Source organism: Alcaligenes aquatilis (assembly GCF_003076515.1).
In the GTDB taxonomy this organism is placed as follows: Bacteria; Pseudomonadota; Gammaproteobacteria; order Burkholderiales; family Burkholderiaceae_B; genus Alcaligenes; species Alcaligenes aquatilis.
This window is the reverse complement of record NZ_CP022390.1, coordinates 731,611-748,166: the sequence shown is the minus strand read 5'-3', so window position 1 is coordinate 748,166 and position 16,556 is coordinate 731,611. Positions and strand designations below refer to the sequence as shown.

The window sequence follows — 16,556 nt, the reverse complement described above, 5'->3', positions numbered from 1 at the left end:
CAAAGTAAAAAAGGACGCTCTACCGGGCGTCCTTTTTTCGCTGGAGCCCCCCAATACCAGGTGCTCTCAGGCCTTAGCTTTTACGTGACGATACATAAATTCCGCCCACAATCAGAAGGAACGCCGCGCCGTGGTAAAGCTTGGGGGTATCGCCCAGAATAAAAACGGACATCAAGGCCGCAAATACCGGCATCAGGTTCACGAAAAAACCGGCGGTTGCGGCACCGACTCGTTGGACAGCCACCCCCCAGCAGCGCAAGGCAATCAAGGCGGGACCGGTGCCCACATACAAAATAGCCAGCAGTAAGCCCCAAGACCAATCGATATGCCAGTCCGTGAATGTCCACTCCATGGCGGCAAATGCACCGGACCAGATCAAGCCAAAAAACACCTGCGCCATCACGACGGTGGCCCATGTCTGTGCGATGACACCCTCATGGCGACGCGTACTGAGCATCCAGCTATAGATCGCCCAGGCAATGGTGGCGATCACCATATAGACATCGCCCGGCACAAAACGGAAGGCCATCAGCTCTTGCCAATCCGCGCGAGTCAATACCAGAACCACACCCAGCAAAGACATCAAACCACCGACCAGTTGCCGCCCATTGACTGTAGATTTGAAAAACAGGCGGCCGATCACCAGCATCCAGAACGGCAAGCTGGCATTGACCAGCGTCACGTTAATGGGGGAGGAACTTTGCAGTGCCAGATATTGCAAAGCGTTATAGATCCCTATGCCCAGCAAACCCAAAATGGAGTAGCGTTTCCAGTTGGCCCACAAATTGCTGCCGCGTCGCAGCACTTGCCGTCCCACAAAAAGCAAGATGGTGAACGCCACCAACCAACGAAAAAAATTCAGGGTAATAGGCGGCACCTGATCATGAATCAAGCGTCCGACGATGGCGTTACTGGCCCACAAAATCGTAGGTAAAACCAGTAAAGCCGTCGTGCCAGGGGTCAGTTTCTGAGTGCTCACAACATGTCCTAAAAAACGGCAACGGCGCGTGTGATCCCTGCTCAGGTCAACACGGCGCCGCTACGATGGGGCTAGTATATAGGCAAGCATGCCCTGCCCTCTACGCCTTTACCTGCCTGCTTGTGACCATGCAGGCTGGTCAATCTTTGACCAATCCATAAATATTATTTATAATCATACAATTGTCACGTCATGGCGCTGATTGAGTTTTATTGGCCCATCCCATCCACGCTCGTCTGGCTTTGACAACATCAGATGCAGCTACCCAGGGTAAATCGACCTTGAAACACCCCCACTTTTGGGAATAAAGCTTGACCCGATCAAGCGCCCCAAGTGCATTACTTGGCACCACAACCAGCACTCTTAACCGCAAGGGACTGTCCCGCGCGTCGTTATGCAGGTCTACGTTTCTGGCAAGTATTCGTGTTTTTGCCCGTTTTTCAGGTAGGCAGACCCTGTCTGCCCTGGCCGGTTCTTCCCACGAACGGCGGGCGTGTTTTCAATTTGATCAACCCGACCCTGTCTGGAACCCAACCGTTCTGACAGACACAGATTCACCTCAATTTTCATGGGCCTAGTGCAAGGCTGGACACCAGACACCGTTTGTACGGTTTGTCGGTCTGCCTGGTTGCTACGCCCGTCCCCGTCCCGCCCAGCAGGGCCTGACGGGAATCATTATTTTTAAAGGAGTCCCGATTTATGGCCAAAGAAGAGCTACTTGAAATGCAAGGTTCCGTCACCGAAATCCTGCCTGACTCACGCTTTCGTGTCACCCTGGACAACGGTCACGCCGTTATCGCCTACACGGGCGGCAAAATGCGCAAGCACCACATCCGTATTCTGGCTGGCGACAGCGTCACCCTGGAAATGTCGCCCTACGACCTGAGCAAAGGTCGCATCATTTTCCGCCACTTGCCCAAGCGTGTTGGCGCCCCGACCTCTGCCCCTCGCCGCCCCCCCCACCGTCGTTAAGACATAGCGCCACACCCCTGTCACAATCAGATGCAAAGATAGGTGCGCCTGACAGGGGTGCGACAAGAGCCATCAGCGCTTGGGTGCACCCCACTCTTTGTGGGAGTCGCCTTGAAAAAACTACTGACGCTCAAAACCGGCTTTATCGCCTACTTTGCAACCCTGAGCCTGTTTTTAGTCCTGATGCTGATTGCCCTGCAGCACCTGAGCAACAGCATCGAACAACGCAAGCACCTGGAAGCCCAGCGCCACGACACCACGGCGCTTAGCAAAGACTTCAAACGCATCAGCGAATTGCTCAGCCGTCAGGCCATCGCCTTTGTCTCCAGCGAGCAAATTGAATTTCAGGATAACTTCCGCCGTCTGCTGGCGGTGTTTACCGGTGCCCAAGCCGATCAGGAAGGGGTCACCTTAGCAATGCTGGACCGTTTCAGGGATCTGGAGCTGGAGCCGGCTGAGCAGGATTTGCTGCGCTCTGCCTATGAACAGACCCTGGCCCTTAGTCAGGTTCAGTCCGAGGCGATTCAAACGGCCAGTGGCCAGTTTGAAGATGACAACGGCACGATCCGCATTGCCTTGCCCAATGCCTTGATGGCCAAAGTGCTGGTGTTCAGCCAGCAATACATTCAAGCCTCCGCCCAAATCACACACACACTGGATGAATTCGAGCATCAATTCAGCGAACGCCTGGACCGTTCTCTGGATCTGGCTGGCCGCAGCAGCGATCGTGCTTTCAGCCTGGCACTGGCCGCTCTGGCTCTGTTTTTCATCGCCAGCTCAGCGGCCCTGCGCTTGCTCTATCGCTCCATCAAACAACCCCTGGATCAAGGCGCAAATCTGGCCAAGGAACTGGCCAAGGGTAAACTCAACGCCCAGCTCAACGTCCGTCGTCACGACGAGTTCGGCACCTTGTTAAGCGCCCTGAACGGAATTGGGCAGGGCGTGCAAACCGTCGTACATCAGATCCGTGAACAAACTGGCCTGATCCGCGATGGCTCAACAGCAATTGTGTCGGCAAGCCATAACCTGGGCGAACAAATTCTAGAGCAGTCCACTGAGCTGAACCAGACGGTCAAAACCATGAATCAACTGGCCGATACCGTCAGACAGAACGCCAAACAGGCCCGAACGGCCGACCAACTGGCTCAAGACACGTCCAGTCAGGTCGCACAGGGCAACCAGGCCGCCCAAAACTTGCTCGATACCATCAACGCCATTGCCGACAGCTCACACAAAATGAGCGAGATCACCAAGCTGATCCGCAGCATTGCCTTCCAGACCAATATTCTGGCCCTGAATGCTGCCGTGGAAGCCGCCCGAGCGGGTGTGCACGGTCATGGCTTTGCGGTGGTTGCCGCTGAAGTGCGTAATTTGGCTTTGCGCTCCACCGATGCCTTGCAACAGGTTTCCACCTTAATTTCCAGCTCGGTCGAACAAACCGAACAAAGCTCGGTGGCCGCGCGCGGCATGGCGCAGGTCATGGCCAGCACACAAGACAAAGTCAATGAAATGCGCAGTATTGTGGCCGATATTGCCCAGGCCTCTCAGGATCAGGCGACACATATCGAATACGTAAACCAGGTCATGACGCGTCTGGACCAGCAAGGTCAGTCCAACCGCCAACTGCTTGAACACAGTGCCCACACGGCCCAGGAGCAGTTGGAACAAACGACGTTTCTGGCCCAGGTGGTGGCCCATTTCAGCCTGGATAGCGATCTTGCTGAACCCTCTGCCCCCACTGTACCCACCCTCTCACACCGACCTTCCTATCAATCTGCGTCCACCTATCGCACCGCTGCTTGCACAATGTCCAGTTCCTGAGCGGCCAATACGTGCCATAGACCTCCGATAAGGGTAAAATCGGAAGTTTGCCGCGCGCCGCCCTGCTGGCTGGCGCGGATGGCACCTCAAATATAGGAAAGCCGCTGAATCATGGAATCGGAACGACTTAATCAACTGGAAGCCCGCCTTGCCGATTATTCGGAGCGGGAAAATGCCTTACGGAGGTATCTTTGACTACGATGACAAAGCGCATCGTTTGCACGTAGTCAATGCCGAACTCGAGGACCCCAACGTCTGGAACGACCCTCAACACGCCCAGGATCTGGGCCGCGAAAAGAAAAGTCTGGAAAACGTGGTGCATGTGCTGGACGCCTTGCACACGGGCTTGAAAGATTCACAGGATCTGTTTGAGCTTGCCGCGATGGACGATGACGATGCCACCATCGCCGCCATCGAGGAAGATTGTGCCGCCATGGCCAGCCGCATCGAAGAGCTGGAATTTCGCCGCATGTTCTCCAACCCTGCCGATCCGCTCAATTGCTTTATGGATATTCAGGCCGGTGCGGGTGGTACCGAAGCCCAGGACTGGGCCTCCATGCTGCTGCGCATGTATGTGCGCTATGCCGAACACAAAGGCTTCAAGGCTGAAATCCTGGAACAGTCTGACGGTGACGTTGCCGGTATCAAATCGGCCACCATCAAGATTGAAGGCGATTACGCCTACGGCTTTTTGCGCACTGAAACCGGCGTGCATCGTCTGGTTCGCAAAAGCCCTTTCGACTCGTCCAACGGCCGTCACACCTCGTTCACCAGCGTATTCGTCTACCCGGAAATCGATGATTCCTTTGAAGTGGAAATCAATCCGGCCGACTTGCGTATCGACACCTACCGTGCCAGTGGTGCGGGAGGTCAGCACATTAACAAAACCGACTCGGCCGTTCGTATTACGCACGAACCCAGCGGCATTGTGGTGCAGTGTCAGAACGACCGCTCGCAGCACCGTAACCGTGCTGAAGCCATGCAGATGCTGAAATCGCGTCTGTACGAGCTGGAAATGCGCAACCGCATGGCCGAGCAGCAAAAGCTGGAAGACTCCAAGAGCGATGTGGGTTGGGGCCACCAGATCCGTTCCTACGTGCTGGACCAAAGCCGCATCAAGGACTTGCGTACCAACTACGAAAGCTCCAATACCCAGAAGATTCTGGATGGCGACCTGGATGCCTTTATTCAAGCCAGCCTGAAACAAGGGGTTTAATATGCACACTTCCACGCTGACTGTTCTAAGCGGTGCCTCTCGCGGTCTGGGCTTGTCCCTGGCGCGTCAGGCGCTGGCTGCTGGCCATCAGTTGATCACTCTGGCCCGCAGCGAACTGCAACTGGATGCGCCCCAAGGGGCTCATCAGCATCTGCAAGTGGATCTGGCCAGCGCGGAAGGCGCACAAGAGGCTGCCAAGGCCCTGCAAGCCTTGATCAGCCAGACACAGGCTCAACGCTACGTCCTCATTAATAATGCAGGCACGGTTGATCCCGTTGGGCAGGCCAGCCACCTGCTCGATGCCCAGGCTATTGCACAGGCGCTGCAATTGAATGTCGCCAGTGTCATGAGCCTGACCGCCGCCTTTTTGCAAGGCGCCCCCAAGGATGCCCAGCGCCAGGTGCTCAATATCTCCTCGGGTGCTGGCCGCAAGCCCGTTTCGGGCTGGGCCGTGTATGGCTCCAGCAAGGCAGCACTGGATTTCTATACGCAAACCCTGAAACTGGAAAATCCCGAGCTGGCCGTTTGCTCTCTGGCTCCGGGCGTGGTCGATACCGATATGCAAGGCCATATCCGTAGCCAGTCCCGCGATCAGTTCCCGAACCTGAGCCGCTTTATAGACCTGCATCAGCAAGGCCAGCTAAGCAGCCCGGACGATACCGCAGAGCGAATTTTGCGCCACCTGAACAGCCCGGAGTTTGGCCAGCACGTCCTGGACGACATCCGCCACTACGAATAAGTACTGACACAATGACTGAATCGCTAGACACTTCCGCACCCGTCGTAGACGAAAACCGCCTGATTGCCGAGCGTCGCTCCAAGCTGGACCGCCTGCGCGAAAATGGCATCGCCTACCCCAACGATTTTCGCCCTGATGCCCACGCTGCCGAGCTGCACAAGCAATACGGCGAGCAGGACAAAGAGGCGCTGGCTGCAAGCCATAAAGTCGTGAAAGTGGCTGGCCGCATGATGCTCAAGCGTGTCATGGGCAAAGCCAGCTTTGCCACGCTGCAAGATGCCTCCGGCCGTATCCAGATCTATCTGGACAAAGCCGCACTGGGTGAAGAGAACTATGCGCAATTCAAGGGTTGGGATATCGGTGACATCCTGGCCGTGGAAGGCACCGTCTTCAAAACCAATAAGGGCGAACTATCCGTGCACGCCTCCAGCGTGCGCCTGCTGGCCAAGTCCCTACGTCCCCTGCCCGACAAATTCCACGGTCTGGCCGACCAGGAATTGAAGTACCGTCAGCGCTACGTCGACCTGATCATGGGTGAAGACACCCGTCAAACCTTCCTGGCCCGCAGCAAGGTCATGAGCAGCCTGCGTCAGCACATGGCCCAGGCCGATTTCCTGGAAGTGGAAACCCCGATGCTGCACCCCATTCCGGGTGGCGCATCGGCCAAACCCTTTGTGACCCACCACAATGCGCTGGACATGGAAATGTACCTGCGTATTGCTCCCGAGCTGTACCTGAAGCGTTTGATCGTGGGCGGTTTCGAGCGCGTGTTCGAGATCAACCGCAACTTCCGTAACGAAGGCGTCAGCCCTCGTCACAACCCCGAATTCACCATGATGGAGTTCTACGCGGCCTACACGGATTACCAGTGGCTGATGGACTTCACCGAAAACCTGATACGCGAAGCCGCGATCAGCGCCCGTGGTACCGCCACCCTGCAATACCAGGAACGCGAGCTGGATCTGAGCCTGCCTTTTGATCGCCTGACCATTACCGGCGCCATCATGAAGTACGCGCCTTCCTACCAGATCGAACAACTGGAAGACATCCAGTTCCTGCGTACTGAGCTGGCTCGCCTGAAAGTGGACGTGAACTCGCCCCCGCTGCGTGATGCCGGCCTGGGTGCCTTGCAACTGGCTCTATTTGAAGAAACAGCCGAATCCAAGCTGTGGCACCCCACTTTCATCGTGGACTACCCCGTAGAAGTGTCGCCGCTGGCACGTGCCTCGGACACCCAGGAAGGCATTACCGAGCGCTTTGAGCTGTTCATCACGGGCCGCGAGATCGCCAATGGCTTCTCGGAGCTGAACGACCCAGAAGACCAGGCCGCTCGCTTCCAGGCTCAGGTTCAGGCCAAGGATGCTGGCGACGAAGAAGCCATGTTCTACGACGCTGACTACATCCGCGCTCTGGAATACGGCATGCCTCCTACAGGCGGCTGCGGTATCGGGATCGACCGTCTGGTCATGTTGCTGACCGATAGCCCTGCTATCCGTGACGTGATCCTGTTCCCGCACCTGCGTCGCGAAGACTAATCACAGTCTCAAGACAGAAAAACGCGCGGCCTTGACCGCGCGTTTTTCTTTATGCATCGTCGCCCCCATACGCACATACGCACATACGCACATACGCACATACGCAGCTATTCTGCCTGTTCGGGAACCGCCCCTCACTCCCATCGCCGCATTAGCCAGCCCCAAGCCCGTAAGGGCAGACATCACTCAGGTTTGATACCAGCAACGGCCGCTACGTCACGAAACAAAGCAATATCACGCGCCACAATCTGATCCAGCGACTCAGCCGATCCAGGGGCGATCACAAAGCCCAGTTCCTCCAGAGGAGCAGCAAACTCGCGGGAATCAAGTACAGCCGTAATATCGCGATTCAGCACAGCGACGACCTCATCGGGCGTGGCACGTGGCACAAAGATGCCCTGCCAACTTTCGATCACGAAATCAGATACACCCAACTCATGAAAAGTGGGAACATCCGGCAAAACCTTCGAACGCTCCAGCGACGTCACCGCCAGAGGAATGAGCTCACGCTTCTGAATGTTCTGGGTTGTCCCAGAGATATCAATAAGCGCCGCATCTACATGCCCGCCTAATATGTCCAAAACAGCCGGCGCCCCTCCCGCGTAGGGGATGTTATTGGTTTGCGTACCCAAACGCTGATTAAGCATCTCGACAGCCAGATGATAGATACTGCCATAGCCAATCGGCAGCGCGGCGGATACTTCGCCAGGTCGCTGTTTAAGCAGCGTCACGTACTCATCAAAATGGCTGACACCCAAGCCTGGGCGAACTACCAACACCTGCGAATTAACAATGGTACGAGTTACGCCACGAACATCGGTCGGGCTATAAGGTAGTTTGCGGCCAAGGGCAGCATTGATCGCGAGCTGGTCACCACTGGACAACAACGTGTGGCCGGTCGGTGCCGCGCGAACGACCCGGTTGACACCAAGACTGGTGTGCGCGCCGGGCACATTGTCCACAATCACTGTTTGTTGCCACAATTCGGCAAGGCTTTGCGCCAGCATTCGCGCAATGCGATCGGCGTTGCCACCCGGATTCACCGGAACAACAATGCGCACGGGCCCCGAAGGGAAGTCATCGAGCTGCTGCGTGTGTGCCGACGCCGTAATAAATGCAGCACCTAGTGAGGAAACAGCACCTCCAAGCCGGGCAAGCATACCCGCACCCATAGCATTCAAGATCATGCGACGATTCAAGCCTGCCTCCGGTATCTCCACACTACCCTATTGACTGAACGACATTGTGTTGCGGTGCTTGCAAATCACGATCGTAGTCTAGAGAAGCCCCGCCCACGGATCAAGCAGACCTTTCCCGTGTCATTGATCAAGGCCCTGCCAGGGATGTTCGTACAGTCAGGGAAACTGGCCCAGCGAACCTCATGTGAAACAAAAAAGGACGCTTTTAAGCGTCCTTTTTTACTGCCACCACAAGGTTTTTAAATAAACCTTGCAAGGCCTGTACGTCCATCCCTGCACAATCAATCCACCGGCAAACGCATCACCGCCTGTGCCCATTTATGGGCCACTTCGGGCGAGGAGAAACACGAAGCCTTATCTGCCACCACACGCACCGCGCGTTCCAGCAACTGAATGTCTGCCTCGTGCTGACGTGCGACGTGCGGGTCCTCGAAGAAGATCACACGCTGGCAACGGTTTTCCAGTACCAGCTCGGCAATTTGCGCATCGCCGCCCAAAGGACCGCTTAGATAAGACTGAATCCAGGGGGTTTCCTTGGGCCAGCCTTTGGACCAAGCCAGCTCGTTCAACAAGCGACTGGTCGTCCCTGTTCCCACGCGTTGGCCAAAACGGGACAGCAGGTCGAAATGCTTGTCAGCGAACTCAACCATCTTGTCCTTGAGTGCATCGTGCGCGATCAAGGCCAGAGTTTGGTTGGGGAAGTCAAAAATACGTTTGCAGCTGGAGTCGGGCCACAGGCCACGACTGACTCGCTCCACTTCAATCCATTCAATCGCCCCCATCAGGGTCGAAATAAAAGGACGACCATGCGTAATGCACTGACGCTTAAGCGCCAATGCTTCCGGGAAAATGGAAGATGGGTCTACCGGGTCAATCAGATAAATGGCGCCATCAAAAGGCGGAGTGCCATCCGGGCTTTGTGTGACCCGGGCAACCAGCTTCATCAAGCCGCCATCACGACCATAGGGATAGCGAACCAGGCCGCCATAGCCTTCCAGCAGGCCCGAACGCTCGATAGCATTACAGGTACGACCCACCGTATAAAGCTCAACTTCCAACTCGCGAATACCGCTGGCTGAGCGCCGCAACCACTGAAACAAAGCCGCATCTGCCGAATCATGGTGCAACTGATTGGCCGCCAAACCGAAACGTAATGACATGAGTTCCTACACGGTAAACGATTCGCCACACCCGCAGGAGGCTTTCTCGTTTGGATTGATGAATTTAAAACCTTCATTGAGGCCATCGCGGCCATAATCCAGACGCGTGCCATCAATAAAGGGCAGGCTCTTGGGATCAACAAACAGTTTAACGCCGTGCTCTTCAAACAGTTGATCGCCTTGAACCGGCTCATCAACAAAATCCAGCTTGTAGGCCAGACCCGAGCAACCGGTCAGACGTACACCCAAACGTAGCCCCAAACCGCCCCCGCGTTTTTTCAAATGACGCTGGATATGTTCTGCGGCGGGCTGAGTAAGAGAAATAGACATAATCTTTTCCTTTCTATAAACCTGAAGGGGATTCAGCCTTCAGGCTTGGACAACTAAAACGCGCCTTTGTTCTGTACCGAGGCAACGGCAGCCTGAACCGCCTCCTGGACCAACAAAGCACAATGCACTTTGACCGGTGGCAATTCCAATGCTTGCTGCACATCCGTGGACGAGAACTGGGCCGCTTGCTCCAGACTGCGATCTTGCAGCCATTGCGCCGCAAATGAAGCAGCTGCGATGGTACAGCCACAGCCATAAGCCTTGAAACAGCTCTCCTGAATCTGACCCTGCTCCGATACCTTGAGCTGGATACGAATCAAGGCCCCGGTTTGGTAGCTTCCTGCCTCCCCCGTGCCTACGTCAGCATCACTGCTGTTCATGACACCCACATGACGCGGGCGCAGAAAATGCTCCATGACAGCGTCACTATATCTCATTGCGTGAACGGCTCCGAAGCGGACTCGCTCCATAAAGGAGAGATGGCCCGCAATTGTTCAACCACACGACCGATGGCGGCAATCGTGTCATCAATGTCCTGCTCGGTCGTGAAACGGCCCAGACTCAAACGCAAGGAACTGTGTGCCAACTGATCGCTACGACCCAGGGCCGTCAATACATAAGACGGTTCCAAACTGGCCGACGTACAGGCCGAGCCACTGGACACGGCCAAATCAGTCAGGGCCATCATCAGGGCTTCACCCTCGATGTGATCCACACTGATGTTCAGGTTATGTGGCACACGCTCATCGAAGGTGCCGTTCAGGTACAAATCTGGGATCTGCTGCAAACCAGCCCACAGCCGATCACGCAGCGCGGTGATGCGCTGATTGTCTGTATCCATTTCCTGGGCGGCCAACTCAAACGCACGTCCCATGCCCACGATCTGATGTGTGGCCAAGGTGCCGGAACGAAAGCCGCGCTCGTGACCACCACCATGAATCTGCGCTTTCAGACGCACCGCCGGTTTACGGCGGATATACAAGGCACCTATCCCTTTGGGACCGTAGGTCTTGTGGGCCGACATGGACATCAAATCCACCGGCCATTCCTGCAGATTGATCGCCACCTTGCCGGTAGCCTGGGCGGCGTCCACATGGAACAGCACCTTGTGCTTACGGCAAATTGCACCCAAAGCCTGCACATCCTGAATCACACCAATTTCGTTATTCACCAGCATGACCGAGGCCAGGATGGTATCGGGACGAATGGCTTGTTCAAACGCCTGCGGATCAATCAGACCACTGGGCAGGACATCCAGAAAGGTGACTTCAAACCCTTCGTCCTGCAAGGCCAGACAGGTGTCGATCACGGCCTTGTGCTCCGTACGGACGGTAATAATATGGCGGCCCTTGGACTGATAAAACTGTGCGGCACCCTTCAAGGCCAGATTGATGGCTTCGGTCGCACCGGAAGTCCAGACGATTTCTCGCGGCTCTGCCCCGACCAGGGAGGCAACCTGACGACGCGCCTGATCCACGGCTTCTTCCGCATCCCATCCATAAGGATGGCTGCTGGAGGCGGGATTGCCAAATCGTTCCGTCAACCAGGGAATCATGCTGTCGGCCACACGCGGGTCTACCGGTGTGGTGGCGGCATAATCCATATAAATACGCTGAGCGCGACTCATACAAAACTCCGGAGTCAGTAGCGGCGACTGCCCACTACAAAGTACATTCTTCTGGCTGACCGGCTTCCTGAGCGGCCAACTTGAGCTGACGCAGGCGCTGCTGATCAACCAAGTCCTGTAGCGAGACAGAGTCCAGATAATCGACCATTTTACGACTAAGCGTCGCCCAAAGCTCGTGAGTCATGCACTCGCCTTTCTGCCCATTTGTGCCCTGCTTGCAATTACCCTTGCCACCACACTGGGTAGCATCAACGGGCTCATCGACCGCAAACACAATGTCAGCAACGGTGATGTGGCGGGCCAGACGCGCAAGCGTATAGCCACCACCCGGACCCCGCACACTATCGACCAGTTCATGGCGGCGCAACTTGCCAAATAACTGTTCAAGATAGGAGAGCGAGATACCCTGTCGCTGGCTGATGCCTGCGAGCGTCACCGGTCCACTTTGCTGGCGCAGCGCAAGATCGATCATCGCGGTTACGGCGAAACGCCCTTTTGTCGTCAAACGCATGATAGTTTCCTTGCCAAAGGCGAAAGCGGCCGGATTGCCAAGGGCAAATCCGACCAATTTGGTCCAGTATAGCAAATACAGGGGAAACTACCGTGCTTGAGCGTGTGTTTTTACACTTATACTGCAGTGTTATTTTAGTCGCTCAGGCAGCACGGTAATTGGGTACGCGCTTGCGAACCAACTCGAATACGCCCTGGCAGGCATCCTCAATATAGTCCATGACCTTATTGAAGCCATCCTGGCCACCATAATAAGGATCAGGCACGGTAGCCGCTTCGTAATCAGTGGCAAAACGCATCAGCAACATGAGCTTGTGACGGTACATGGGAGGACACATTTGCTGCAAGGCAGCGTGATTTTCCCAGTCCATGCTCAAGATAAGGTCGAAGTTGCGAAAGTCCTCGCGCTGGACCTGTCGGGCCTGATAGGTAGAGATGTCATAACCGCGTTTACGAGCGGCTATCTGTGCGCGTGTGTCAGGATGCTCGCCAACATGAAAGCCATGCGTGGCGGCTGAGTCCACCAAAATAGCCTCCGACAAACTGGCTTGGTCAACCAGTTGGCGCAAGACACCTTCGGCGCTGGGGGAGCGGCAAATATTCCCTGTACAGACAAACAGAACCTTACTCATAATGCGTCAAAGTCTGCGGGAAAACCCCAAATAAGGCAAGACGGAGCAAGGGCCTAAAACAGGTCTCCGATACGGCCTTGGAAACAGCAAACCCGGATCGTTTGGGGGCTGCAAATAAGAACAGTACGCCGGTGCTTGAAGTTTGGAATAAACCAAAGGCGCGGCACCCTTTGCTTAGCGGATACTGCGCCTTCGCGAGATGAGATAAATCAAGCAATACACCTGAGCGATGAAAGCCGGTAGCGGAACCGTGCTTTTACTGTCTTTTCGTCCAATCCTAGTTGCGAATACACAACAGCAACAAGCAAAGATGAAAAAGCTCCACGTTCCCAGGAAGGGGTTAAGCCTGATACCGACACACACACGCCCCATCTGGTCCAAGCGAAGGTTTGCGCTCCTGCCCAAGGCACACTGCAAGGGGCAAGCCCTTGCCTGATGCCATTAGGCCAAGGGCCGTCACGCCATCAGCAACTTGGCCTTGAGCCTTTGCAACTTGTCGCGCGCAGCCGCAGCTTGTTCGAACTCCAGGTTACGGGCGTGATCCATCATCTCTTTTTCCAGACGCTTGATCTCACGTGCTGCCGCCTTCTCGTCGCGAATCAAGGCTTCTGGCACGTCCTCGCGCAAGCTGGCGGTAGGATCCGAAGCCACAACGCCGTCAATCAATTCGCGTACCGCCTTGTTCACGCCGCGCGGCGTAATGCCATGCTCTTCGTTAAAGGCGATCTGCTTGGCACGACGACGCTCGGTTTCCTCGATAGCGCGACGCATGGAGTCTGTCATTCTGTCGGCATACAAAATGGCCTTACCGTTCAGATTACGCGCTGCCCGACCTATGGTTTGAATCAGGCTGCGCTCGGAGCGCAGGAAGCCTTCCTTGTCCGCATCGAGAATGGCCACCAAAGACACTTCAGGCAAGTCCAGGCCCTCGCGCAACAAGTTGATCCCGACCAGCACATCGAATACGCCCAAGCGCAAATCACGGATAATCTCGGCCCGTTCCACGGTATCAATGTCCGAATGCAAGTAACGCACCCGGATGCCATTCTCGGACAAGTAATCCGTCAAGTCTTCGGACATACGCTTGGTAAGCGTTGTCACCAGCACACGATCTTGCTGCGCCGTACGCAACTTGATTTCACCCAGCAAATCATCGACTTGGGTGGTGGCAGGACGAACTTCAATTTCGGGATCCACCAGGCCGGTAGGCCGCACCACTTGCTCGACCACGTTGTCGGCATGTTCTTGCTCGTAAGCAGCCGGTGTGGCCGACACGAACACGGTTTGCGGCATGCGACGCTCGAACTCTTCCAGCTTCAAGGGCCGGTTATCCATGGCCGACGGCAGGCGGAAACCGAATTGCACCAGCGTTTCTTTACGCGAGCGGTCACCACGGTACATCGCTCCCAACTGCCCGATCGTGACGTGGCTTTCATCAATAAACATCAGGGAGTTACGCGGCAGGTAATCAATCAGCGTTGGTGGCGGATCGCCGGGCGCCGCCCCTGACAAGTGGCGGGAGTAGTTCTCGATGCCTTTGCAAAAACCCAGCTCCTGCAGCATTTCCAGATCAAAACGAGTGCGCTGTTCCAGGCGTTGGGCCTCGACCAAATGCCCTTCCCGCGTCAAAAATTCCAGACGCTCACGCAGTTCCAGCTTGATGGTTTCAATTGCCCGCAACACCGTTTCACGGGGGGTCACATAGTGCGAACTGGGGAACACAGTAAAACGGTTCAGCTTCTGCACCACTTTGCCAGTTAGCGGATCAAACAGTTCCAGCTCTTCCAGTTCGTCATCAAACAGACTGACCCGCAAGGCCAGCTCGGCATTTTCCGCCGGGAAAATATCGACCACTTCGCCACGGGCCCGAAACACACCACGCTGGAAGTCCAGGTCGTTGCGCTCGTACTGCATGGCAACCAGTCGGGCCAGCAGCTCCTGCCGAGCGATTCGGTCGCCCTTGCGTAGCGTCAGCACCATCGCATGGTAGTCGCCAGGATTACCAATACCGTAGATGCAAGAGACCGTGCCCACAATAATGGTGTCCGGTCGCTCCAACAGGCTTTTGGTGGCCGACAAACGCATCTGCTCGATGTGTTCATTGATGGACGAGTCTTTTTCAATAAACAGATCGCGCGATGGCACATAGGCCTCGGGCTGGTAGTAATCGTAATAAGAGACGAAGTATTCCACGGCATTGCGTGGGAAGAACTCGCGCATCTCTGCGTACAGTTGCGCGGCCAGGGTTTTATTGGGTGCCAGAACAATGGCCGGACGCCCTGTCCGAGCAATAATGTTCGCCATGGTATAGGTCTTGCCCGAGCCCGTTACCCCCAACAGGGTCTGGTACATCAAGCCGTCATCAATCCCCTCGACCAACTGCTCAATTGCCGCTGGCTGGTCACCAGCAGGCAAATAAGGTTGGAAAAGCTTGAAGGAACTCCCTGGAAACTCTTGAAAGGCAGGCTCAAATTTCATGCTAGACACACTTTAGGGTAAGCCCGTATTATCACACTAATGCTTTGTTTTTCTACCTTTCTGCGCTAACGCCCCCATATCATCATGACATCGCTCTTCGAAACCGTCGAACTGGCTCCACGCGACCCTATTTTGGGTTTGAATGAACAATACAATGCCGACGAACGCAACGGCAAAGTTAATTTGGGAGTCGGTGTTTATTACGACGATCAAGGGCGTATCCCGATTTTGCAGGCTGTTCAACAAGCTGAAGACGCCTTGATGAGCAAGGCCGCTGCACGCAGCTACCTGCCTATCGAAGGTATCAATACCTACAACCTGGGTGCTCAAACCCTGTTGCTAGGCGCCGACTCCCCCGTTATTGCCGAAGGCCGTGCCTTGACGGTGCAATCCCTGGGCGGTACCGGCGCACTGAAAATCGGTGCTGACTTTCTGCACCAACTGCTGCCACAGTCCGAGGTTTACATCAGCGATCCAAGCTGGGAAAACCACCGTGCTCTGTTCGAGCGCGCCGGCTTCAAGGTCAACACCTACGCGTACTACGATGCCACCACTCATGGCCTGAACTTTGAGGGCATGATCGCTTCGTTGCGTGCCATGCCTGCCCAGTCCATCGTGGTCTTGCACGCGTGCTGCCACAACCCCACCGGCGTGGACCCCAGCATGGAACAATGGGCCCAGATCGCCAAACTGATCAAAGAGCGTCAACTGGTTCCTTTCCTGGACATCGCCTATCAAGGCTTTGGTGCCGGTCTGGAGGAAGACGCCAGCGTGGTACGCCTGTTTGCCAAGCTGGGCCTGTCCATGTTCATCAGCTCTTCTTTCTCCAAATCCTTCTCGCTATACGGCGAACGCGTAGGCGCCCTGACACTGGTCACGTCCAGCAAGGACGAAACGTCCCGCGTGCTGAGCCAGGTCAAGCGCGTGATTCGCACCAACTATTCCAACCCGCCAACACACGGCGGCAAGGTTGTAGCCACTGTCCTGAGCTCACCCGAGCTGTTCCAGACTTGGGCTACCGAACTGGCTGGCATGCGTGATCGCATCCGTGACATGCGTGCACAACTGGTTGCCAAGCTGAAAGAACATGGTGCCACCCAGAACTTTGACTTCGTACTGCAACAGCGCGGTATGTTCTCCTACTCCGGCCTGACGGCCGAGCAAGTAGAACGCCTGCGCCAGGAACACGGCATTTACGCCGTCAGCAGTGGCCGTATCTGCGTTGCTGCGCTCAACAGCCAGAACATTGATGTCGTGGCCAAAGCCATCGCTCAAGTCCTGAAATAAGCTGGCCGTCCTTACCGCCTCCAACGCCCTTCTTCGGAAGGGCGTTGTCGTTGCGGACCTTGGAGTACCCC

15 protein-coding genes are annotated in these 16,556 nt (G+C 55.8%); 6 read left to right on the top strand and 9 right to left on the bottom strand.

Features of this window, described 5'->3' with window-relative positions; genetic code table 11:
• Nucleotides 1-73: 73 nt before the first annotated feature.
• Nucleotides 74-979 carry a DMT family transporter gene (locus CA948_RS03515; RefSeq protein WP_108727333.1) on the bottom strand — a complete coding sequence of 302 codons (906 nt, stop codon included), beginning with the start codon at nt 977-979 and terminating at the stop codon, nt 74-76.
• A 699-nt stretch (nt 980-1,678) separates the two neighbouring features.
• Here CA948_RS03515 and infA point away from each other — a divergent pair.
• From infA to lysS, 5 genes are all read left to right on the top strand, one after another.
• On the top strand, nt 1,679-1,951 hold the full coding sequence (infA, locus tag CA948_RS03510; protein WP_094196433.1) for a translation initiation factor IF-1: 273 nt from the start codon (nt 1,679-1,681) through the stop codon (nt 1,949-1,951).
• 111 nt (nt 1,952-2,062) lie between these two features.
• The gene (locus CA948_RS03505) at nt 2,063-3,772 is read left to right on the top strand and encodes a methyl-accepting chemotaxis protein (RefSeq protein WP_108728696.1); all 1,710 of its coding nucleotides are present in this window, start codon (nt 2,063-2,065) and stop codon (nt 3,770-3,772) included.
• 111 nt (nt 3,773-3,883) lie between these two features.
• A protein-coding gene (gene prfB / locus CA948_RS03500) for a peptide chain release factor 2 (RefSeq protein WP_108727332.1) occupies nt 3,884-4,988 on the top strand; the annotation gives its coding sequence in 2 pieces (ribosomal slippage) (nt 3,884-3,964 and nt 3,966-4,988; 1,104 coding nt in all).
• 1 nt (nt 4,989) lies between these two features.
• On the top strand, nt 4,990-5,727 hold the full coding sequence (locus tag CA948_RS03495; RefSeq protein WP_108727331.1) for an SDR family NAD(P)-dependent oxidoreductase: 738 nt from the start codon (nt 4,990-4,992) through the stop codon (nt 5,725-5,727).
• A gap of 11 nt (nt 5,728-5,738) precedes the next feature.
• Nucleotides 5,739-7,262, top strand: a complete 1,524-nt coding sequence (lysS, locus tag CA948_RS03490) for a lysine--tRNA ligase (RefSeq protein WP_094196431.1) — start codon at nt 5,739-5,741, stop codon at nt 7,260-7,262.
• Nucleotides 7,263-7,444: 182 nt separating this feature from the next.
• Here lysS and CA948_RS03485 read toward each other — a convergent pair whose 3' ends face one another.
• From CA948_RS03485 to uvrB, 8 genes are all read right to left on the bottom strand, one after another.
• Complete coding sequence (locus CA948_RS03485; RefSeq protein WP_238988644.1) at nt 7,445-8,461, bottom strand: Bug family tripartite tricarboxylate transporter substrate binding protein; 1,017 nt, start codon at nt 8,459-8,461, stop codon at nt 7,445-7,447.
• Nucleotides 8,462-8,742: 281 nt separating this feature from the next.
• Nucleotides 8,743-9,621, bottom strand: coding sequence for a methylglyoxal synthase (locus tag CA948_RS03480; protein WP_042479804.1), 879 nt, complete (start codon nt 9,619-9,621; stop codon nt 8,743-8,745).
• Nucleotides 9,622-9,627: 6 nt separating this feature from the next.
• Nucleotides 9,628-9,951: a HesB/IscA family protein gene (locus CA948_RS03475; RefSeq protein WP_094196429.1), complete on the bottom strand. Its 324-nt coding sequence runs from the start codon at nt 9,949-9,951 to the stop codon at nt 9,628-9,630.
• A gap of 53 nt (nt 9,952-10,004) precedes the next feature.
• A complete protein-coding gene (locus CA948_RS03470) occupies nt 10,005-10,388 on the bottom strand; it encodes an iron-sulfur cluster assembly scaffold protein (RefSeq protein WP_094196428.1) in 384 nt (127 codons plus the stop codon).
• On the bottom strand, nt 10,385-11,578 hold the full coding sequence (locus tag CA948_RS03465) for an IscS subfamily cysteine desulfurase (RefSeq protein WP_108727329.1): 1,194 nt from the start codon (nt 11,576-11,578) through the stop codon (nt 10,385-10,387). The genes CA948_RS03470 and CA948_RS03465 overlap by 4 nt, the downstream gene beginning before the upstream one ends.
• 34 nt (nt 11,579-11,612) lie before the next feature.
• Nucleotides 11,613-12,089, bottom strand: coding sequence for a Fe-S cluster assembly transcriptional regulator IscR (gene iscR, locus CA948_RS03460; protein ID WP_021446710.1), 477 nt, complete (start codon nt 12,087-12,089; stop codon nt 11,613-11,615).
• 142 nt (nt 12,090-12,231) lie between these two features.
• On the bottom strand, nt 12,232-12,723 hold the full coding sequence (locus tag CA948_RS03455; RefSeq protein WP_162988252.1) for a low molecular weight protein-tyrosine-phosphatase: 492 nt from the start codon (nt 12,721-12,723) through the stop codon (nt 12,232-12,234).
• Between the two features lie 453 nt (nt 12,724-13,176).
• Nucleotides 13,177-15,198 carry an excinuclease ABC subunit UvrB gene (gene uvrB / locus CA948_RS03450; protein WP_094196425.1) on the bottom strand — a complete coding sequence of 674 codons (2,022 nt, stop codon included), beginning with the start codon at nt 15,196-15,198 and terminating at the stop codon, nt 13,177-13,179.
• A gap of 84 nt (nt 15,199-15,282) precedes the next feature.
• Here uvrB and CA948_RS03445 point away from each other — a divergent pair, with 84 nt between their 5' ends.
• Complete coding sequence (locus tag CA948_RS03445; protein ID WP_108727328.1) at nt 15,283-16,485, top strand: amino acid aminotransferase; 1,203 nt, start codon at nt 15,283-15,285, stop codon at nt 16,483-16,485.
• Nucleotides 16,486-16,556 lie beyond the last annotated feature (71 nt).